Source organism: Promicromonospora sukumoe, from assembly GCF_014137995.1.
GTDB lineage: Bacteria > Actinomycetota > Actinomycetes > Actinomycetales > Cellulomonadaceae > Promicromonospora > Promicromonospora sukumoe.
In genome coordinates, this window is the sequence record NZ_JACGWV010000001.1 from 1,625,874 (window position 1) to 1,645,789 (window position 19,916).

Annotated in this window: 17 protein-coding genes; 5 read left to right on the forward strand and 12 right to left on the reverse strand. The window is 73.3% G+C overall.

The window, feature by feature from the left end:
• Window positions 1-25: 25 nt before the first annotated feature.
• The 3 genes from FHX71_RS07220 to FHX71_RS07230 are packed head-to-tail and all read left to right on the forward strand — an operon-like array spanning window position 26 to window position 2,543.
• On the forward strand, window positions 26-571 hold the full coding sequence (locus FHX71_RS07220) for a tripartite tricarboxylate transporter TctB family protein (protein WP_312876952.1): 546 nt from the start codon (window positions 26-28) through the stop codon (window positions 569-571).
• Between the two features lie 35 nt (window positions 572-606).
• On the forward strand, window positions 607-2,151 hold the full coding sequence (locus FHX71_RS07225) for a tripartite tricarboxylate transporter permease (protein WP_182615064.1): 1,545 nt from the start codon (window positions 607-609) through the stop codon (window positions 2,149-2,151).
• Window positions 2,148-2,543, forward strand: a complete 396-nt coding sequence (locus FHX71_RS07230; RefSeq protein WP_182615065.1) for a universal stress protein — start codon at window positions 2,148-2,150, stop codon at window positions 2,541-2,543. Before FHX71_RS07225 ends, FHX71_RS07230 begins: the two co-directional genes overlap by 4 nt.
• A 276-nt stretch (window positions 2,544-2,819) precedes the next feature.
• Here FHX71_RS07230 and FHX71_RS07235 read toward each other — a convergent pair whose 3' ends face one another.
• Together FHX71_RS07235 and FHX71_RS07240 are read right to left on the reverse strand one after the other, a co-directional pair.
• Complete coding sequence (locus FHX71_RS07235) at window positions 2,820-3,581, reverse strand: FadR/GntR family transcriptional regulator (protein WP_182615066.1); 762 nt, start codon at window positions 3,579-3,581, stop codon at window positions 2,820-2,822.
• Window positions 3,582-3,696: 115 nt separating this feature from the next.
• The gene (locus FHX71_RS07240) at window positions 3,697-4,830 is read right to left on the reverse strand and encodes an L-talarate/galactarate dehydratase (RefSeq protein ID WP_182615067.1); all 1,134 of its coding nucleotides are present in this window, start codon (window positions 4,828-4,830) and stop codon (window positions 3,697-3,699) included.
• Between the two features lie 83 nt (window positions 4,831-4,913).
• Between FHX71_RS07240 and FHX71_RS07245 the strand changes: the two genes are divergently transcribed.
• The gene (locus tag FHX71_RS07245) at window positions 4,914-5,855 is read left to right on the forward strand and encodes an NAD-dependent epimerase/dehydratase family protein (protein WP_182615068.1); all 942 of its coding nucleotides are present in this window, start codon (window positions 4,914-4,916) and stop codon (window positions 5,853-5,855) included.
• A gap of 756 nt (window positions 5,856-6,611) precedes the next feature.
• Here FHX71_RS07245 and FHX71_RS07250 read toward each other — a convergent pair.
• On the reverse strand, window positions 6,612-7,268 hold the full coding sequence (locus FHX71_RS07250; protein ID WP_246402320.1) for a TetR/AcrR family transcriptional regulator: 657 nt from the start codon (window positions 7,266-7,268) through the stop codon (window positions 6,612-6,614).
• 84 nt (window positions 7,269-7,352) lie between these two features.
• Between FHX71_RS07250 and FHX71_RS07255 the strand changes: the two genes are divergently transcribed.
• Complete coding sequence (locus tag FHX71_RS07255) at window positions 7,353-7,784, forward strand: nitroreductase/quinone reductase family protein (protein WP_246402322.1); 432 nt, start codon at window positions 7,353-7,355, stop codon at window positions 7,782-7,784.
• An 8-nt stretch (window positions 7,785-7,792) separates the two neighbouring features.
• On the opposite strand, the gene FHX71_RS07260 is transcribed toward FHX71_RS07255, so the two are convergent.
• From FHX71_RS07260 to FHX71_RS07305, 9 genes are all read right to left on the reverse strand, one after another.
• Complete coding sequence (locus tag FHX71_RS07260; protein ID WP_182615069.1) at window positions 7,793-8,923, reverse strand: epoxide hydrolase family protein; 1,131 nt, start codon at window positions 8,921-8,923, stop codon at window positions 7,793-7,795.
• 110 nt (window positions 8,924-9,033) lie between these two features.
• Window positions 9,034-10,251 (reverse strand): M6 family metalloprotease domain-containing protein, encoded by a 1,218-nt coding sequence (locus FHX71_RS07265; RefSeq protein ID WP_182615070.1) that lies wholly within the window; start codon window positions 10,249-10,251, stop codon window positions 9,034-9,036.
• A 134-nt stretch (window positions 10,252-10,385) separates the two neighbouring features.
• Window positions 10,386-13,466, reverse strand: a complete 3,081-nt coding sequence (locus FHX71_RS29125; RefSeq protein ID WP_246402324.1) for a beta-L-arabinofuranosidase domain-containing protein — start codon at window positions 13,464-13,466, stop codon at window positions 10,386-10,388.
• A complete protein-coding gene (locus tag FHX71_RS07280) occupies window positions 13,459-14,901 on the reverse strand; it encodes an aminopeptidase P family protein (protein ID WP_182615071.1) in 1,443 nt (480 codons plus the stop codon). The genes FHX71_RS29125 and FHX71_RS07280 overlap by 8 nt, the downstream gene beginning before the upstream one ends.
• The gene (locus tag FHX71_RS07285; RefSeq protein ID WP_182615072.1) at window positions 14,898-16,205 is read right to left on the reverse strand and encodes an alpha/beta fold hydrolase; all 1,308 of its coding nucleotides are present in this window, start codon (window positions 16,203-16,205) and stop codon (window positions 14,898-14,900) included. The genes FHX71_RS07280 and FHX71_RS07285 overlap by 4 nt, the downstream gene beginning before the upstream one ends.
• Window positions 16,202-17,053 (reverse strand): ATP-binding cassette domain-containing protein, encoded by an 852-nt coding sequence (locus FHX71_RS07290; protein ID WP_182615073.1) that lies wholly within the window; start codon window positions 17,051-17,053, stop codon window positions 16,202-16,204. Before FHX71_RS07290 ends, FHX71_RS07285 begins: the two co-directional genes overlap by 4 nt.
• The gene (locus FHX71_RS07295) at window positions 17,050-17,937 is read right to left on the reverse strand and encodes an ABC transporter ATP-binding protein (RefSeq protein ID WP_246402337.1); all 888 of its coding nucleotides are present in this window, start codon (window positions 17,935-17,937) and stop codon (window positions 17,050-17,052) included. Before FHX71_RS07295 ends, FHX71_RS07290 begins: the two co-directional genes overlap by 4 nt.
• On the reverse strand, window positions 17,934-18,926 hold the full coding sequence (locus FHX71_RS07300) for an ABC transporter permease (protein WP_182615074.1): 993 nt from the start codon (window positions 18,924-18,926) through the stop codon (window positions 17,934-17,936). The genes FHX71_RS07295 and FHX71_RS07300 overlap by 4 nt, the downstream gene beginning before the upstream one ends.
• Window positions 18,926-19,915 carry an ABC transporter permease gene (locus FHX71_RS07305; RefSeq protein WP_182615075.1) on the reverse strand — a complete coding sequence of 330 codons (990 nt, stop codon included), beginning with the start codon at window positions 19,913-19,915 and terminating at the stop codon, window positions 18,926-18,928. The genes FHX71_RS07300 and FHX71_RS07305 overlap by 1 nt, the downstream gene beginning before the upstream one ends.
• Between the last annotated feature and the right edge of the window lies 1 nt (window position 19,916).

The window sequence follows — 19,916 nt, forward strand, 5'->3', positions numbered from 1 at the left end:
GGCAACGGCAACCAAGGAGGGTCGCGTGGACCGCGAACCGGAGGGTAGGGCGGGCGAGGACGCCGCCGCGCCGACGTCGGCCGGAGAAGCCGCCAAGGCGCTCGCCGACGAGTGGGCCGAGGAGGCGCCGCCGCCCGCGGGCCCGGTCGCCAACCTCGGCGCCTGTGTCGTCACGGCGGGGGTCGGCGTGCTGGGCGCGGTGATCGCCGTCGGCCTGGGCCTCGGCACGCCGACCCAGCCGGGCGCCGGCCTGTGGCCGCTCGCGATCAGCGTCGCCGTGGTGGTGCTGTCGCTCGCCCAGGTCGTCGTCGGACGGCGGGGTGGCGACGGGGAGAAGTTCTCCCGGTACTCGTGGCTCTCCCTGGTGGGCCTCGCGACCCTCCTCGGTCTCGTGGCGCTGCTGCCGGTGATCGGCTTCGAGATCCCCGCCCTGCTGCTGAGCCTGGTCTGGATGAAGTTCCTCGGCGGGGAGTCGTGGCGCTCCGCCGTCCTGTACTCGGTACTCGTGGTCGGGGCCCTCTACGGGGTCTTCGTCGGGGCACTCGGCACCAACGTCCCGCACCTCTTCTGACCGCACCGCAGGTCTGATCCGCAAGGGAAACGCACGTGGAATCACTGCAGAACGTAGCCGCCGGCTTCGCCGTCGTGCTCGAACCGACCAACCTCCTGTACTGCCTCATCGGCGTGGTCATCGGCATGCTCATCGGCGTGCTGCCGGGTCTCGGCCCGGCGGCCACCATCGCCATCCTGCTGCCGCTGACGTACGGCGTGGAGCCGGTCACCGCGATCATCATGCTCGCCGGCATCTTCTACGGCGCGCAGTACGGCGGCACCATCACGTCCGTGCTGCTCCGCCTGCCGGGCGAGGCCAGCTCGGTCGTGACCGTGCTCGACGGGCACGCCATGGCCAGACAGGGCAGGGCGGGCACGGCGCTCGGCGTCGCCGCCGTCGGGTCGTTCATCGGTGGCACCGTCGCCATCGTCGGACTGACCTTCCTGGCCCCCGTCGTGGCGGGCTTCGCCCTCGACTTCGGGCCGCCCGAGTACGCGGCCCTCGCCCTGCTCGGCATCCTGCTGGTCTCGACCATCGCGTCCGGCGCGAAGGTCAAGGCCCTGATCGCCGCGGCGATCGGGCTGCTGCTGGCGACCGTCGGCCGCGACGCCTTCACGGGCGCCGAACGTTTCACGTTCGACAGCCTCAGCCTGGCCGACGGCATCGACTTCGTCCCCGTCGCCATGGGCCTGTTCGGCCTCGGCGAGATCCTCTACAACCTGGAGGAGCGGCACCGCGCCGTGCACGCGCCCGGCAAGGTCGCCAACGTCTGGCCGTCGCGCAAGGACCTCAAGGAGTCCTCGGGCGCCGTGACCCGTGGGTCCGTGCTCGGGTTCTTCCTCGGCATCCTGCCCGGCGGCGGCGCGACCATCGCCTCCATGGCCGCCTACGCGGCCGAGAAGAAGCGCGCCAAGGACCCGAGCCGCTTCGGTAAGGGCGCCATCGAGGGCGTGGCCGGGCCGGAGACGGCGAACAACGCCGCCGCCACCAGCTCGTTCATCCCGCTGCTCACCCTCGGCATCCCCGCCAACGCGACGATGGCGCTCATGTTCGGCGCGCTGCTCATCCAGGGCATCACGCCCGGGCCGCAGCTCGTCACCGAGCACCCCGAGCTGTTCTGGGGCGTCGTCAACTCGATGTACATCGGCAACGTGCTGCTGCTGATCATGTCGATCCCGCTGGTCGGCCTCTTCGTGCGCATCCTGCGGGTGCGCGCGGCGATCCTGGCGCCGGTCACGGCCCTGATCACGATGATCGGCGCCTACACGATCAACAACTCCGTGTTCGACGTCCTCCTGGTCGTCGTGTTCGGCGCCGTCGGTTACCTGATGAAGAAGTTCGGCTTCGAGCCGGGGCCGCTCGTCCTGGCGTTCGTGCTGGGCTCGCTCCTGGAGTCCAGCCTGCGGCGCTCGCTGCTGATGTTCGACGGGTCGGCCGCGGGCTTCTTCACCCGCCCCATCTCCGCGACGCTGCTGGTGGTGTTCGTGGTGGTGGCCGTGCTGCCCCTGATCCGTGCCGTCCGCGACCGGCGGGCGGCGTCGTCCGAGGCGGCGGCGGGCGACGTGCCCGCGAAGAACCGAGAGGAAGAGTCCGTATGAGCATCGTCGTTGGCTACGTCCCCACGCCGGCGGGGGAGGCCGCCGTCCGTGCGGCGATCGCCGAGGCCGGGCTCCGGGACGAGGAGCTCCTCGTGGTGAACTCGGCGCGGGAGGGCTCCGTCGTCGAGACGACGGTCGCCGCCGAGGAGGACCTCGACCGCGTGCTCGCGCAGGCGACCGAGGCCGGGGTGCGGGCGCAGGTGGTGCGCGGGACGCACCGTGACGACTTCACCGACGAGATCCTCGACCTCGCCGAGAAGCACGACGCGTCGCTGATCGTGATCGGCCTGCGCCGCCGCAGCACGGTCGGCAAGTTCATCATGGGCTCGGTGGCGCAGCGCATCCTGCTGCAGGCCGACCACCCGGTCCTGGCGGTCAAGCCGCCGCGCTGACCGGCTGGCCTGCTGACCCGGTGCCGCCGTCGGGCCGCCGCTTGCCGGGGCCGCCGCTCCCGGTGTTGACCACAGCATTTACTGCCAGGTTGCCGTCCAGCCTGGCAGCAACTGCTGTGGTCACGTCGTTTCCGGCCGGCGGCGAGCCGGCGATGCGGCGGCTCGGTCCATGCGGCGGGCCGGTGTTGACCACAGCGGTTGCTGCCAAGGCGGCGCTTCGGCTGGCAGGGGCTGCTGTGGTCAACGGCTTTGCCCGACGGCGGCTCCGCGGCCCGGTCAGCCGGCGGCGTCGGCTCCTGATTCCTGGAGCAGACGGCGGCGGGACGACGCGAGGTGGACCCGCATCGCCGCGGACGCGGCCAGCGGGTCCTGCGCGGCGAGCGCGTCGAGCACGGCGCGGTGCTCCTGCACGACGCCGGCGAAGCGGCCGCCGCCGTGCGGGTCCGCGCCCGATGCGCCCGACGGGCCGCCGCCGGGGCGGCCGTTCCCCGCCCCGCCGTCGTCGGACCGGTCCAGGCGGCCGCGCGGCATGGCGATCATCTGCGGGCCGAGCCGGTCCAGGGCCTCCAGGAGGAACCTGTTGCCCGCGGCCTCCGCGACGAGGCGGTGGAACGCGAAGTCGTGCTGCATCGCGGTGGCGGGATGCCCGTCCGACGACGCGAGCGCGTCGAGCCGGTCGCCCAGCGCCGCGAGCTGCGCGGACGTGCGCCGGGTCGCGGCGAGCGCGGCGGCCTCGGCCTCCAGGGCCAGCCGGTACTCGACCAGGGCGAGCCGGTCGGCGAGCGACCGGGCGACGGGCGCCCCGCCGTCGTCGGCCTCCGCGGGAGGGGTCAGGGCGTAGCTGCCGCTGCCCCGCCGCGTGTGGACCAGGCCCTCCAGGTTCAGCCGCGCGATGGCCTCGCGGACCACCGTGCGGCTGACCTGGTGCTCGACGGCAAGTCGCGGCTCGCTGGGCAGCTTCTCGCCCGGGGCGATGTCGCCGTTGACGATGCGGGTCCGCAGCGCCTCCACGAGGGTGCCGCTCAGGGTCTGGGCCATGGGCTCATGCTTCCATCTCGGTGCATCTCCTGGCCTACGTGTCAGACGTACAGGTCCCTCGGGTGACCTGTACGTCTGACACGTCGCGGAGGTCGCGGGGGGACCAGGCGCGAGGTCAGGCGGGGCCGAAGGTCGCGGTGTCGGTGGTCCAGGCGCGGGCCTGCTCGCTGAAGGTGACGCCGAGGCCGGGGCGGTCCGGGACGAGCATGCGGCCGTCCTTGGTCTCCAGGCGCTCGTTGAACAGCGGGTCGAGCCAGTCGAAGTGCTCCACCCAGGGCTCGCGCGGGTACGTGGCGGCCAGGTGCAGGTGGATCTCCATCGCGAAGTGCGGCGCGAGGTCCAGCCCGGCCTGGTCGGCGAGCGTGAGCAGCCGCAGGAACTGCGTGATGCCGCCGACGCGCGGGGCGTCCGGCTGGATGATGTCGCACGCGCGCTTCTCGATGAGCCGCTCGTGCTCCGCGACGGAGGCGAGCATCTCGCCGGTCGCGATCGGGGTGTCCAGCGCGGCGGCGAGCGCGGCGTGGCCCTCGGCGTCGTACGCGTCCAGGGGCTCCTCGATCCAGACGAGGTCGAACTCCTCCAGGCGCCGGCCCATGCGCAGGGCGGTGCTGCGGTCCCACTGCTGGTTGGCGTCGACCATGAGCGGGACGTCCGCGCCGATGTGCTCGCGGACGGCGGCGACGCGGGCGAGGTCCGTGCGCCTGTCGGGCAGGCCCACCTTGATCTTGATGCCGCCGATGCCCTCGGCGATCGACCGGCTGGCGCGCTCCTTGACCTCCTCGATGCTCGCGTTGAGGAAGCCGCCCGAGGTGTTGTAGGTGCGCACGGAGTCGCGGTGCGCGCCGAGCAGCTTGGCCAGCGGCAGGCCGGCGCGCTTGGCCTTGAGGTCGTAGAGGGCGATGTCGATGGCGGCCAGGGCCTGGGTCGCGACGCCGGACCGGCCCACGGAGGCGCCCGCCCACAGCAGCTTCGTGTACAGCTTGGCGATGTCGTTCGGGTCCTCGCCGACGGCGGTCTGGGCGACCTCCTTGGCGTGCGCGTACTGGGCGGGGCCGCCCGCGCGCTTGGAGTAGGAGAAGCCGAGGCCCTCGAACCCCTGCTCCGTGGTGATCTCCGCGAACAGGAAGACGACCTCGGTCATGGGCTTCTGCCGCCCGGTGAAGACCTTGGCGTCGGAGATGGGGGTGGCCAGCGGCAGCGTGACAGTCGAGAGCTGCACGGTCCGGATTGCGTCGGGCTGGTACGTCATGGCGCTCCTTTGCGGCGGGATGTTCGTCGCCAATCATACAAGTCTGCAACCTGTATGACTACTATGGATGACACCCTGTGGTCATGACCTCCCACCTCGTCCTCGGTGCCGGGCCTGTCGGCACCGCGCTCGCACTCCGGCTCGCCCAGGCCGGCCGCCCCGTCGCCGTCGTGACCCGCTCCGGCGGTGGCCCGGAGCACCCGCGCGTCGAGCGGATCGTCCTGGACGCCACGGACGCGACGGCGCTCGCGGAGGCGGCCCGCGGCGCGGACGTGCTCTACAACTGCGCGAACCCCGGCTCGTACGCGACGTGGGAGCGCGGCTGGCCCCCGCTGGCCGCCGCGGCGCTGCACGCGGCCGAGACCTCGGGCGCGGTGCTCGTGACGCTCAGCAACCTCTACGGCTATGGGCCGCTCAAGCGGCCGATGACCCGCGACCTGCCGCTCGCTGCGTCGGACCACAAGGGCCGGCTGCGAGCGCGGCTGTGGGAGGAGGCGCTTGCGGCCCACCGTGCCGGGCGGGTGCGGGCCACGGAGGCGCGCGCGTCGGACTACATCGGGCCGTCGGTCCCGGCCTCGCACGGGCTGTTGCCGATGTACGCGGCGGCGACGCTCGCCGGCAAGCCCGCCACCGTCATGGCCGACCCCGACCAGCCGCACACCTGGACGGCCGTCGACGACGTGGTCTCGACCCTCATCGCCCTCGGCGCCGACGACCGGGCCTGGGGCTCGCCGTGGCTCGTGCCGTCCAACCCGCCGGCGACCGTCCGCGAGGTGCTGCGGGAGCTCGGCGCGCGGGCCGGGACGGGCGAGCCCCGGCTGCGCCGCATGCCGCGCGGCGTGCTGAAGGCCGGGGGACTCGTGGTGCCGCTCCTGCGGGAGGCGCTGGGCGTGATGTACCAGTTCGACCGGCCGTTCGTCGCTGATGCGGCGGAGACGAGCAACGTGTTCGACGTCCGTCCGACGCCGTGGGGCGACGTCCTGGACGCGACGGCCACGGTCTGGAGGGCGCGGGCTGTGGCGTGACGGTTTCGGGTTGGGGGTCTGGGGTTTGGCCTGGCGCCGTCGGGCGGGCGTGAGGTCTTGCCGACGTCGTCGGGCGGGGTTGGTTTCCGTCGTCGCCCACCCTCCCCTTCGAGACCGAAGTTTGTTGTCTTTGTAGGGCCGCAAAGCGAAGAAACTTAGGTCTCGAAGGTGATTGAGTTGGCCGTCCCTTCTGCGTCGGCCGATCGTCGTCGGACGACGTGCGTCGCGATCGCCGTCGGGCGGTCGCCGGCGTCGGGCAGCCGGCGTCGGGCAGTCGACGTTGGGCAGCCGACGTTGGGCAGCCGACGTTGGGCAGCCGACGTTGGGCAGTCGCCATCGGGTAGCCGACGCCGACGGGCCGGCGCCGTCGGGCGAGGCTGGTTTCCGTCGTCGCCCACCTTCTCCTTCGAGACCGAAGTTTCTTGTCTTTGGGGCGGCTCAAAGACAAGAAACTTCGGTCTCGAAGGTGAGTTGGGTAGTTGCCCCTTAGTTGGTCGGCTGATTGTCGTCGGGCAGCGGGTGCAGCGGGTGCAGCGGGTGCAGCGACCGGCGCCGGCGCACGGCTGGCAGTGCGCTGCGCTCCCCGCGCCGTGTCCTGCGCGCTCCCGTGCCCGACGGCGGTACACGTGCCCGACGGCGGCACCCGCGTCGGACGTCGCGAAACGTGCCCGACGACGTGGCCCGCAGCTGGGCGGTCCGCACGTGTCCGCCCCCCCCGCAACCGGCAACCCGCGAACGCCGCGTGCCGGGCCGGATCTACGCCCCCGGCACCCCGCACACCCGCTCGACCAGGTCGCGCCAGCCCTCTTCGAAGCGGGCGGTCGGCGTCGGGCCCTCCAGCTCCGGCCCCGCGAAGAGCTGGAACAGCAGCGGACCGTCCAGCGCGTACGAGAGCTGCCCGGCGAGCACGTCGACGTCGGCGCCGGGCAGGTCGACCTCGCGCAGCAGGACCCGCAGGTGGATCTCGGTCAACGGCCGCCGCCGCTCGCCCGAGCGACCCTCGCCTCCGCGCCCCCCACCCGAGCGCCCCCCGCTCCCGCCCCGCCCGTCGAGCGTCCCGCGCGCGACTTCGTGGTGCTCGGCGAGGAAGCGGACGCGCGCCGTGCCGTACGCGATGATGCGGTCGACCGCCGGTGCCCCCGGCCCGAGCGGCGGCGGCCCGCTGAGCACCCGCTGCTGCAGGTCGCGCTCGCTGTCGTCGAGCAGGGCCTGGAAGATGCCCGCCCGCGAGCCGAACCGGCGGAACACGGTGCCCTTGCCGAGCCCCGACCGTTCGGCCAGGAGGTCCATCGTGAGGCACTCCGGCCCCGCCTCGGCGAGCAGCTCGCGGGCGGTGGCGAGCAGCACCTGACGGTTGCGTGCGGCGTCGGCCCGCTCGGGCTGCGGGGTGCCCCACGTCATCGGCGTGCTCATGCCCGGATGCTATCGGGAATCGCTTAAGCGGGGTAAAGTCCGTTTAGGTCGGCACGGGGCCGGCGGAGGTCGGAGGAGGACCAGATGACAGACATGAACACCGGGATCATCGAGGCGTTCCGCGCGAACGCGGGCGTGCTGGGCGCGGACGTCGCCGGAGGGCACTTCGCCGGCAAGCGGCTGCTGCTCCTGCACCACGTCGGGCGCGTCAGCGGCAAGCAGTACGTGACGCCGCTGGTCGCCGCGACCGACGGCGACGCGTACCTCGTCGTGGGCTCCCTGGGTGGCGCGCCCAAGGACCCGGTCTGGGTGGCGAACGTGGAGGACGGCACCGGCGAGACGACCATCGAGGTCGGCGACCAGACGCTGCAGGCCACCACGACGGTCGTGCGCCCGACATCGCCCGAGTGGGAGCGCCTCTACGGGCTCTGGGCCGCGTACTGGCCCGACGCCAAGGAGTACGAGACGCACACCGACCGCAAGTTCCCGGTGATCCGGCTCGAGCCCAAGGCCTGAGTCGGGGCTCAGCCGCCGTCGACGCCGCCGTCGACCGAGCGGACGAACTCCCGCACGCGCGCCGCCATCTCGCCCGGCACCTCGCCGACCGTGAAGTGACCGCCCTCCGTCAGGCGGTCGAACACACGCAGGCCCAGGTAGTGGCGGCGCGCGAGCGACTCCGGGTAGGCGGCCTCGTGCCGCTGCACGAAGACCGCGGCGGGCACCGACGTGGGCGGGATCGGGTCGGGCTGGTCGGCGCCCTCGTAGTACGGGCGGAACGACGACGCGATCGTCTGCGTCGCCCAGTAGATCGTCGCCTCGGTGAGCAGGCGGTCGCGCGAGATGCGCTGCTCGACGGCGCTCGGGTCGCCGGGCGGGGTGTCGCTCCACTCGACGAGCTTCTCGGTCAGCCAGGCCAGCAGCCCGGCGGGGGAGTCGTTGAGCGCGGTCGCGAGGGTGTCAGGCCGGGTGGCCTGGACGTGCCCGTACGCGCCCTCGGTCTCGTGCCGCGCGGCGATGCCGTCGAAGAACTCCTTGACCTCGGGGTCGTCGAGCTCGGCACGCTCCGCCATGGTCGGGAAGTGCGCGTGCGTGGCGACGATGCCCGCCACGTGCTCCGGGTAGCTGGCCGCGATCAGGTCGCTGACGTTCGCCGTCACGTCCTCGCCGTACGTGAAGTAGCGGTCGTAGCCCAGCACGTCGGTCATGAGCGAGTGCATCGTCGCGGCCAGCCGCCGCTCCGACATCGCGCCGTCCGCGTACGGCGTCGACCAGGCGAAGCCGGGCAGGCTCGCGACCACCACGTGCAGATTCGGCAGCAGGTCCGCGAAGTCGAGCTGCAGCGCGAACGTGTGCGGCCACCCGTGCAGCACGAGCAGCGCCGGGGCGTCCGGCCGCTCGGCGCGCAGGTGCGCGAAGTGCACGTCCGCGTCACCGATCCGGGCCAGGAACTGCGGGTGCGTGTTCAGCCACGCCTCGCGCGCCCGCCAGTCCCAGCTGATCCAGTGGTCCACGAGCTCGTGCAGGTAGCCGGCGCTCATGCCCGACGGCGGACGCCGGGGCGAGTCCTCGGGAATCCTGCTGCGGGCCAGGCGCTCGCGCAGGTCGCCGAGGACCTGGTCGGGGACGTGGACCGTGAAGGGCCGGGGCTCGCTCATGGCACGACGGTAGACGTCACCACTGACATCCGCCCCCGGCCCACGACGTGTCAGACGTACAGGTCACCCGGGGGACCTGTACGTCTGACACGGCGGGGGTCAGGGCGGGGTCAGGGCTTGACCGTCACCTTGAGCGTGCCCGCCGGGCCGGCGCGGAACGTGAGCACCGCGCCCGTCGTCGGCTCCGTCCAGGACGAGCCCGCCGCGAACGGGGCGTCGTCCAGCCCGTCCGCCGAACCCGGCGTCGAGTCCACGACCCGGACCGGGCCCTCGCCCGACCGCACGGACGCGTCGACCGTGTACACGAGGGCGCCGCGGGCGCCGATGCCCTCGTCGTAGCCGACCGGCTGCCGGTTCTCGACGACGACGGCACGCGTCGCCGACAGCGGGTACACGACCATCGCGTCCTTCCCCGGGCTCGCATCACCCGAGCGTGCCACCGGCGCCAGCCGCGCCGACGTCGTCCTCCGGGGACCGGCGCACACCACCTGGTCGTCGTCGATCCAGCCGAGCTGCCACCGGTGCCAGGCGAAGTACTCCGGCCCCGCGCCCGAGATGAGGCCCATCAGGTCCCAGCCGCCGACCGCCGCGTGATAGTTGCCCGGGTCCTCCGGCGGCGCCTCGAACAGGTAGAGGTCCGGCAGCCCGAGCGTGTGCCCCGACTCGTGCGCCAGCACCAGGCCGCCCCAGCGCCACTGGTCGTAGCCGAAGGTCACGGCGTGCGTCAGGTGGTTGCCGTCGGCCGTCACGTCCAGGAAGTTCGTCGTCGGCGAGTAGGTGATGTTCGGCGCCTCCTTCGTGGCCGTCACCCAGACGACGTCGACGTCCGAGAAGTCGAACGTGTCGTCCGCCGCCGCGATGGCGTCGCCGATGTAGCGCACGTGGTCCGCGTAGCTCAGGCCCCGCTCGAACGGGTACGACGTCGACGGCTCGGGCATCCGCACCCACCCGTCCGACGCCGTCGTGGTGACGTCCAGCCGCCCGCCCGAGACCCGCTCCAGGTACTCGGCGCCCGACGCGAGGTTGGCTACCGCCTCCGGTGCGGAGCCCGGGGACGCCGGGTGGTCGTCGAAGTCCACCAGCAGCAGCGCAGCCTTCAGGGTGCCGACGGCGGGCAGCGCCTGGTCGTCGACCGGGAAGCCGGAGCCCAGCCCGCCGACGGCGGCGGGCAGGCGGCACGCGTCTACGGACGGCGGCGCGGACGGTGGCGCCGGCGGAGGTGGTGCCGCCGAGGCGCTCGCGGGCACTGCGCCGAGGGCGAGGGTCATGGCGGCGAACGCCGCGATCGGAAGGGCCAGGGACGGTCGGGCGGCTCGCTGGTGCTTCATGCGTGCACTCCTGTTCGCTGGTCGGGCGTCACTCGAACCTTGCCTGCGCCGCCGGGCCCGCGCTCGGGCGCACCCGGCGGCGTTGTCAGACGTACAGGTCCCCCGGGGGACCTGTACGTCTGACACGGGGTGGGTCAGTCGGCGTCGGCGGGCGGGAGGACCAGAGTGCGGACCGGCTCCTGGTTGCCCGCCCGGTCGGTCGCGGCGAACTCGATCACCTGGGGCACGTCGGACAGCGCCCGGCTGAATGGCTCGGCGAACGTCGCCCAGAACGTGTCCGGCCCCTTCCACCGAATGCTGTCGACGCCGGAGACGTCGTCGGCGGCGGTCAGGTTGATCTCGACGCCCCGCGGGCCCAGGCGCTTGGTCGTGACCTTGGTGCGCGGCGGCTTGGTGTCGACGCTCACCTCGCGGACGACGCGGCGCTCCCGCCCCTGGCCGTCGACGGCGCGGGCCGTGACGGTGTGCACGCCGTCGGCCAGCACGAGCGGCGTCTGCCCTGCGGGCGCCCACGGGCCGTCGTCGACCTGGATCTCGACGGCTGGCTCGCCGGCGTCGGCCCGTGCGGTCACGGTGAGTTCCGCCGGCCGGAGATACCAGCCGCTGACGCCGGGCGCCGCGCCGGGGACGATCTCGACGCGCGGCGCGGAGCCGTCGTGCGCGGCGGTGGGCGCCCGGGACAGGAGCGAGGCTTCCTCTGCGGCTGCCGCTTCCGCAGCCGCGGCCTCCGGCTCGCGCCCGCTCTCGTGCGCGACGTCGAACCGCGCGCTTTCCCGCCCGACGGCGTGCCGCCCGCTCTCCTGCCCGACGTCGGACCGCCCTCCCTCCTGCCCGACGGCGAAGCCCCCGCCCTTCCGCCCGACCTCGGACCGCGCCGCCGCCACCAGCACCGCGCGCCCCTCCGCGGCGCTGAGCAGCCCGAGGTCCACGAACTCGTGCGTCGCGCGCAGCACTGCCTCAAGAAACTCGGCACGGTCGGCGAACCCGCCGTCCGACCACAGCACGTCGAGGAACGTCCGCCCGTCCGCGCGCGCCGCGTTCGGCACGCCCGAGTCGGCCGCGGGGTCCGTCCCCGCGAACGCGATCCGGGCATCGGCCCGGCGCAGGTACATGTGGTACCTGGCGTCGGACCCGGACCACGTCGGCTCCAGGACGAGGTCGCCGAGCCGCCACGTGCCGTCGTCGGCCGGGGTGAGCGGGGCGTCGAGCGTGCCGTCGAGCCGCCGCCAGGTCGCGGCCTGGACCGGTAGCCAGGTCGTCGCGGCGCTGCGGGCCAGCAGCACCGTGGGGCCGAGCTCCAGGGACACGACCGAGGTGTCGTCCGGCGTCGGGACCTCGCGCAGGGTCAGCGGCATCTCGATCTCGACGACGGTGCCCGGCCGCCAGTCGCGCCGCAGGGAGACGTACCCGCCGTCGGCCCGGACGGACTGCGCCTCGCCGTCGACCCGCACGCGGAACCGAGGAGCACCCGTGTCAGACGTACAGGTCCCTCCAGGGACCTGTACGTCTGACACGGGGGAGCCTGTGACCCAGCCCGGGACCCGCAGGCGCAGGTCGAGGTCGCCCCTCGCGTCGACCAGAATCCGGCTGCGCCCCTCCAGCGGGTAGGCCGTCTCCTGCGTGAGCCGGACGTCCTCCTCGGCCCACACCGCGGTCGAGGCCACGTACAGGTTGACCCAGACGGTGCGGACGCCGCCGCCCGCAGCTTCGGCACCCCGGGTTCCGGCACCCACGGCACCATCACCCACGGCTCCGGCGGCATCCGCCGCCCCCGCCGCACCGACGCCACCAGCACCGCCGCCCGAACCAACCGACCGGAAGTACACCGAGTCCTGGTACTTCACGTGGTTCTCCAGCCCGGTGCCCCCGCAGCACGTCCCCACGTTGTCCCACTCGCGCAGCGCCCCCGGGTGCACGGGGAACATGTACGTCACCTCGGGCGAGTCGTCCGAGCCGACGTCGCGCCGCGAACCCAGGACCTGGTTCGTCACGGCCCGCTCGTAGTAGTCGGCGAACCGCGCCTCGCCGGTGCGCTCGAACAGCGCCCGCGCGATCTTGAGCATGTTGTAGGTCACGCACGTCTCGGCGTTCCGGTTGCCGATGTCGCCCGCGACGGCGCCCGCCGGCCCCCAGAGCTCGTTCTCGCCAGAGCCGCCGTGGGCGTAGGTGCGGCCGGGCACGAGCATGTCCCAGAGGTTGACGACGGCGTCCGTGTACCGGGCCTGGCCGGTCAGGTCGCCCAGGGCGAGGTAGCCGAGCAGCGTCGCGGCGTGCTGGTTGGCGTGCATGCCGTCCAGCTCGTCCCGGCCTGCCGCGGCGAAGTCGAGCATGGTGTCCAGGTCGAACAGCCGCGCCGTCTCCACGAAGACGTCGTCCCCGGTCAGCACCGCGAGGTCGCACAGCACCTCGTTCATGCCGCCGGCCTCGCCCGCGATGTACAGGGCCCACATGGCCGCGCGCTGCTCGGCCGGCAGCACGGACAGCCGCCCGTGCACCCACCGCCCCATCTCGGCGGCGATCTCCAACGCCACACCAGACCCCGTGTGCCGGTGCGCGTCGAGCAGCCCCGCCATGATCTTGTGGCAGGTGTAGTACGGCGCCCAGATCTCGCCGTAGGGCGCCAGGCCCTCCAGCCGCGAGAACTGCCACTCGCCGTACGCGGCCAGGAAGCCGGGGTGGCTGTAGCGGCCCGACGCCGCCAGCGCCTCCTGCACCTCCCGCAGCCCTTCGACCATCGCGTCGACCTTGGCCCGCAGCTCGTCCCGCACGACGGCGCCGTCCGCGCCGTCCGCCCCGCCCGCCGCGAGCGCCAGCATGGACAGGAAGTGTCCCGCGTAGTGCCCGCGCAGCAGGTTGGCGGTGGGCGCGGCCTCGCGACCGGGGTAGTCGTCGGGGCCCCAGGCGTCCTCGTCGGGGTGCCCGAAGTCCTCCCAGCCGCCCGGCGGCCGCGCCCCGCGCGTGTCCAGCCCGGCGTTCGCGCGAAAGACGGCGAGCAGCCGGTCGACCGGGTAGACGCGCGCCAGGTGCAGCATCTGGTCCCGCGCCCGCGTGAAGACGCCGCCCGTCACCGCGACGTCGGCCAGCGGGAACGCCTCGGCGACACGCGCCCCAGGGGCGACACGCGCCCCGGGGGCGACACGCGCCCCGGGTGCGACGTGCGCCCCGGGCGCGCCCCGCCCCGCCCGCCCCGCCGAGGTGAGCAGAGCCTCAGGCATCGCCGATCCGCTCGCTGGTCCACCGCTCGATGCCGGCGGCGTCGATCGGCAGGGCGTCGGAGAGCACCTCGGCGCCGTCGGCGGTGACCAGCAGGTCGTCCTCCAGGCGCACGCCGATGCCGCGCAGCTCGGGCGGCACGGTCTCGTCGTGGGCGTGGAAGTACAGCCCGGGCTCGACCGTCATGACGACGCCGGGCACCAGGGGCGCGGCCTGGTAGGTGGGGTAGTCGGAGTGGGCGCAGTCGTGCACGTCCAGCCCGAGGTGGTGGCCGATGCCGCAGACCAGCCAGCGCCGGTGCTGCTGCCCGCCGGGGGAGAGCGCCTCGTCGACGGAGACGTCCAGCAGCCCCCAGTCGTGCAGCCCCTGGGCGATGACCTCCATGGAGGCGTAGTGGAAGTCGAGGTACTCGACGCCCGGGCGGATCTGCGCCATGCCGGCGCGGTGCGACTTCTCCACCAGGTCGTGCACCTGGCGCTGGATCGGGCTGAAGGTGCCCGACGGCGGGATGGTGCGCGTCACGTCGGCCGTGTACAGCGAGTTGGCCTCGACGCCCATGTCGAGCAGCAGCGGCACGTCGGGCAGCACGGGGCCGTCGCAGCGCACCCAGTGCAGGGTGGGCGCGTGCGGGCCGGAGCCGACGATCGTCGAGTAGCCGGGCCCGTTGCCGAACGTGCGGGCGTGCCGGTCGAACGTGCCCTGGAGCCAGCGCTCGCCGAGCCCGCCGACGGCGCGCGGCACCTCGCGGGCCACGGCGTCGAACCCGGTCACGGTGTGGTCGATCGCCTCGCGGAGCTGGCCGATCTCCCAGTCGTCCTTGATCATCCGCAGGTCCGACAGGGCCCGGGCGAGGTCCTCGGACGGCTTGAGGCCGAACCGGCGCACCAGGTCGTCGTCGACCGACGGCGAGGCGAGCGCGCCGTCCAGCGTGTCCAGGACGGCGTCGAGCGCGGCCCGCGGCTCGACCGCGATGCCGTAGGCCTCGGCCCAGGCGGCCAGGTCCGGGGACGGCCCGACCCACAGCTCGCCGTATGCCGCGTTCGCGAAGAACTCGCTCTCGCCCGGCCGGGCGGGCGGCGGCAGGTACAGCGTCGCGTCGTGCCCGCCGTCGCTCGCCCGCAGCACCAAGACGCCGTCCTCGGCCTGCGTGCCCGTGAGCCACACGAAGTCGCTGTCCGCGCGGAACCCGAACATCGCGTCGCCGTTGCGCAGCGGCGCGCGCCCGGCGCTGACCACGGCGTCGCGCGCGCCGATCCGCTCCGAGAGCCGACGGCGGTGGTCCGCGGCGGCCTCGGGCGCCCCGGGGATCACGGGGACGACGACGTCCGGCGCGCCCCAGCCGCGCTCCATGTGGGCGTTGAACGCCGGGCTGTCGGCCAGGCGTGGTGCGCGGGTCCCCGCGTACGGGGGCCGGCCGGTGGTGTGGTGCGTGCTCATCGGATCTCTCCTCCTCGGTCGCGGACCAGCTCTTGCAGGCGCTCCAGCACGCGTGCGTCGCCGATCCCGTCGTGCTCGTACTCGTTGGTCACCCACGCCTGCGAGGACCCGACCCGCGAGAGCGTGTCGAGCTGCAGCCCGGAGTCCACGAACATGTCGTCGTGGTAGACGATCGCCGCCAGGGGCACCTCGTTGGCGGCCAGGCGGTCCAGGTCGTACAGCGGCGACCACTCCTGGCGCGCCGCCAGCTCGTGCACCGCGCCCGCGAACGGGCGCAGCAGGCGGATCTCGTCGAACATCCACGGGAACGCCATCTCGCCCGTGAACAGCAGCGGACGCCGGTCCGCGTCGAACTCCGGACGACGGTCGCGCTCGGCCTGCGCCGCCCAGCCCGTGGGGCCGTTGCCGCCGTGCCCGTAGATCGACTCCTGCAGCGTCCAGAACAGGGGTCCGTCCGCCTGCGCGGTGCGGACCATCGCCTCCTGCAGGAACCCCGCCGACAGCCGGCCGGACGTGGCGAACGCCTTCTCGACGAACCAGTGCAGCCGCTCCGGCCCCGGCTTCATGCCCAGGTCGATGCCCATGGACTGGAACCTGCGCACCGTCAGCAGGTCGCCGTCCGGCAGCAGGACGTCGCCCCCCGCGAGCCGGTCCGCGATGGCCGCCACCGCCTCGACGTCGGCCGGGTAGCGCCGGTAGAACTCCGCCGTCTTGCCCGCCACCCGGCCGAACGTGCGGCGGTAGACCTCCGCGGCGTCGGGCGGCGTGCCCGGGATGCCGCCCGCGACGTAGCAGGCGCGCAGCGCCTGCGGCGCCACCGACAGGTACGCCAGCGTGATCCAGCCGCCGAAGCTCTGCGCCAGCGTCGACCACGGCCGCCCGCCGTACACGTCCCGGCGCACGTCCTCCAGGTCCGCGACGATCGAGTCGGCCCGGTAGCACGCCAGCAGGTCGGCGCCCTCGCCCGCGCTCAGCCCGGCCAGCGCCTCGCCGTCCAGCGGCGAGCTGCCGCCCGTGCCGCGCTGGTCCACGAACACCACGCGGTAGTCGCGCAACGCCACGTCCAGCCAGCCGTCCCGGCGCAGCGGACGGGGGTTCGCTCCGCCCGGCCCGCCCTGCAGGTACACCAGCAGAGGCAGGTCCTCGTCGCCGCGCGTCGGGTCCACCAGCTCTCGGACCAGCAACGACACCTCGCCCGCCAGCCGGCCTGAACGGTCCAGCGGCACCGCGACGCGGCGCTCGCGGACGCCGATGCCCGGCAGCAGGTACGTGGTCCAGGGCTGCGCGGCCTTCCCCGCGCTCATCGGGCCCCCTCCGCGGTGAGCGCCGCGTTGCGCCGTCGGGCCGCCTCCCACTCGGGGCGGATGCGGGGCACGGCGTCGAGCAGCTTGCGCGTGTACTCGTGCCGCGGCGCGTCGAAGACGGCGTCGCGGTCGCCCTCCTCGACGATGCGGCCCTGCGTCATGACGGCGACGCGCGTGGCGATCTGCCGCACGACGGCGAGGTCGTGCGCGATGAACAGGTAGGTCAGGCCCTCCTCGCGCTGCAGGTCGCGCAGCAGGTTGATGACCTGCGCCTGGACGGAGACGTCCAGGGCGGAGACGGCCTCGTCGCACACCACGACGCGCGGCCCGACGGCGAGTGCGCGGGCGATGCCGATGCGCTGCGCCTGGCCGCCGGAGAACTGCGCGGGGTACTTCTGCGAGTGGTCCGGGTCCAGCCCGACCCGCTCCATGAGCGCGCGGGTGAACGCGCGCGCCCCGCCCGGGATGCTGCGCTGCTGGTAGAGCAGGGGAGCGGTGACGATCCGCTCCACGGTGTGCCGCGGGTTGAGCGACGAGTACGGGTCCTGGAAGACGACCTGCACGTCGCTGCGGAACCGGCGCAGGTCGGACCGCTTCAGCGCGGTGACGTCCTCGCCGTCCAGCTCGACGGTGCCGGAGGTGACGTCGAGCAGCCGGGCGGCCAGCCGCGCCGTCGTCGACTTGCCCGAGCCGGACTCGCCGACCAGGGCGAGCGTGTCGCCCGCGTCGATCTCGAAGCTCACGTCGTCCACGGCCCGGAAGGTGTCCGGACGGCGCAGCACGCCGCCCGTGCCCATGACCGGGAACTCCTTGACGAGGTGCGTGGCGCGCAGCAGGGGCGTGCTCATGCGGGGCCTCCGTCCTTCTCGTTCTTGCCGGGTACGACGTCGCCCGGCCCGGCGCCGGCAACAGCCCCCGGCCCGACGGCGCGCAGCTCGCCGATCTCGTCGTCGATGCGCGGCACGGCCTCCAGCAGCGCCTGCGTGTACGCGTGCCGGGGGTCGGTGAAGATCTGCTCGACGGCGCCGCGCTCGACGCACTCGCCGTCCTTCATGACGACGATGTGGTCGGTGACCTCGCTGACCACGGCCAGGTCGTGCGTGATGAGCACCAGACCGGTGCCGGTCTCCCGGCGGATCTCCTGGAGCAGGTCGAGGATCTGCGCCTGCACGGTGACGTCGAGCGCCGTGGTGGGCTCGTCGGCGATCAGCAGCTCGGGCTCGGTGCTGAGCGCCATGGCGATCATGACGCGCTGGCGCATGCCGCCGGAGAACTGGTGCGGGTAGTGGTCCACGCGCCGGGCGGCGTCGCGGATGTGCACCCGTTCCAGCGCCTCGATCGCGACCCGCCGGGCCACGCGCCGCGTGGTGCCGGGGCGGTGGGCGCGGTACGCCTCCTCGATCTGGAGCCCGACCGTGTAGTACGGGTTCAGGGAGGACAGCGGGTCCTGGAAGACCATGGCGACGCGGTCGCCGCGTACGCGGCGCAGCTCGGACTCGGACATCCCGACCAGCTCCTGGCCGCCCAGCCGCACGCTGCCGGTGCGCTTGGCGGCGCGGGGCTGGAGGCCCATGATCGCCAGGCTGGTCATGGACTTGCCGGAGCCGGACTCGCCCACGATGCCCAGCGCGCCGCCGGGCTCCAGGTCGAGGTCGAGCGAGCGGACGGCGTCGAGCGGCCCGCGCGGGGTGGGGAAGGTGACCGTGAGGTCACGGACCGTCAGCAGGCTCATGCGTTCACCCGCACTCTCGGGTCGATGGCGGTGTAGACGACGTCGACCACGATGTTGCCGACGACGACGAGGAACCCGGCCAGCAGCGTGACGCCCATGATCACCGGCTGGTCGTTGCGGGCGATGGAGTCGGCGGCCATCTTGCCGACGCCGTTGATGCCGAAGACCGTCTCGGTGATGAGCGCCCCGCCGAGCAGGCCGGCGAAGTCCATCCCGAAGATCGTCACGATCGGGGTCAGGGCCGGCCGCAGGGCGTGCCGCCGCCAGACCAGCGGCTGGGGCAGGCCCTTGGCGTAGGCGGTGCGCACGTAGTTCTCGCGCAGCACGTCGAGCACGTTGGCGCGGGTCAGCCGCGTGTAGGCGGCCGCGTAGCCGACGGCGAGCACGATCCACGGCATGACGAAGTTCGCGAACCACTGCCCGGGGTCGTCGGCGAACGCGACGGCCTGCGGGAAGGGCAGCCACTGCAGCTTGACCACCAGCACGTACTGCAGCACCAGCGCGAGCACGTAGTTGGGGATCGACATGCTGGTCAGCGTCAGGCCGGTGGTGAACCGGTCGAGGAACGTGCCCTCCTTGACGGCGCTGAGCAGGCCGCCGGCCAGGCCGGCGAGCAGCCACAGCACGGCCGCGCCCACGGCGATGGTCGCCGAGACGGGCAGGCGCTGGACGATCATGTCCCACACGGCCTGGCTGGACTGGAACGAGTAGCCCAGGCACGGCGCGGCGCACTCGATGGCTCCGGCGCCCTCGCCGTAGGTGCGGCCCGCGAAGATGCCGACGACGAAATGGAAGAACTGGGCCCAGAACGGCTGGTCCAGCCCGAGGTTGCCGCGGATCTGGTCGATCACCTCGGGCGTGCAGTTCTTGCCGCAGATCTGCACGGCGGGGTCGGGCGAGAGCGCGAAGAACACCACGAAGGTGAACAGGCACACCAGCAGCAGCACGCCGAGGCCGGAGGTGACCCGGGTCAGCAGGAACCTAGGCATCAGCGGCCCTCCTGGGCGTCGACGACGGCGCGCAGGCGGTCGCCGAGCACGGTGAACGAGAGCACGAGCAGGAACAGGCACGCGCCGGGGAAGACGAAGTACGCGGGGTCGACGGCGTACCACTTCACGGACGCGGCGATCATCTGGCCCCAGCTCGGCGCGGGCGGTACGACGCCGACGCCGAGGAAGGACAGGCCGGCCTCGGTGCCGATGTAGCCGGGCACGGCCAGCGTCGCCATCACGATGATCGTGGAGCGCAGGTTGGGCAGGATCTCGCGGAACACGATGCGCGTGCCGCTCGCCCCGGCGGCGCGGGCCGCCTCGACGAACTCCCGCTGCGCGAGCGACATGGTCTGCCCGCGCACGATGCGCGCCAGGTACGGCCAGCCGAACACGGAGATCACCACGACCAGCAGCGCGGAGCGGTTGCTCGCCGGCAGGGCGGACAGCACGGCGATCATGAAGATCAGCGCGGGGAAGGCCATGAGGAAGTCCATGACGCGCGAGATCACCAGGTCGACGCGGCCGCCGAAGTACCCGGCGACCAGGCCGAGCGAGACGCCCAGCACGGTGGTCAGCGCGGTGGCGGACAGCGCGATGCTCATGGACACCCGCGCGCCGTAGACGATGCGGGCGAAGATGTCGCGCCCGCTGCCGGGCTCGACGCCGAACCAGTGCTCGGCGCTGACGCCGCCCCAGGGGCCGATCGGCATGCCGCCGAGGTTGGGGTCGATGGCGCTCTGGTCGAACTCGTACGGCGTCCAGCCGCTGATCGAGGTGAGCACGGGCGCGAGCACCGCGACGAGCGTGACGAGCACGATGTAGCCGAGGCCGAGCATCGCGCCGACGTCGCGGCGCAGGGCCTGCCAGGTACCGCCGGCACCCGCCCGGACGGCGCCGGCGGCTGGTGCCGCCGGCGCCTCGGGGGTGTCGTCGGTCCCGGCCTCGACGGGCTTGGCCGTCGTGAGATCGGTCGGGAAGGACGTCATG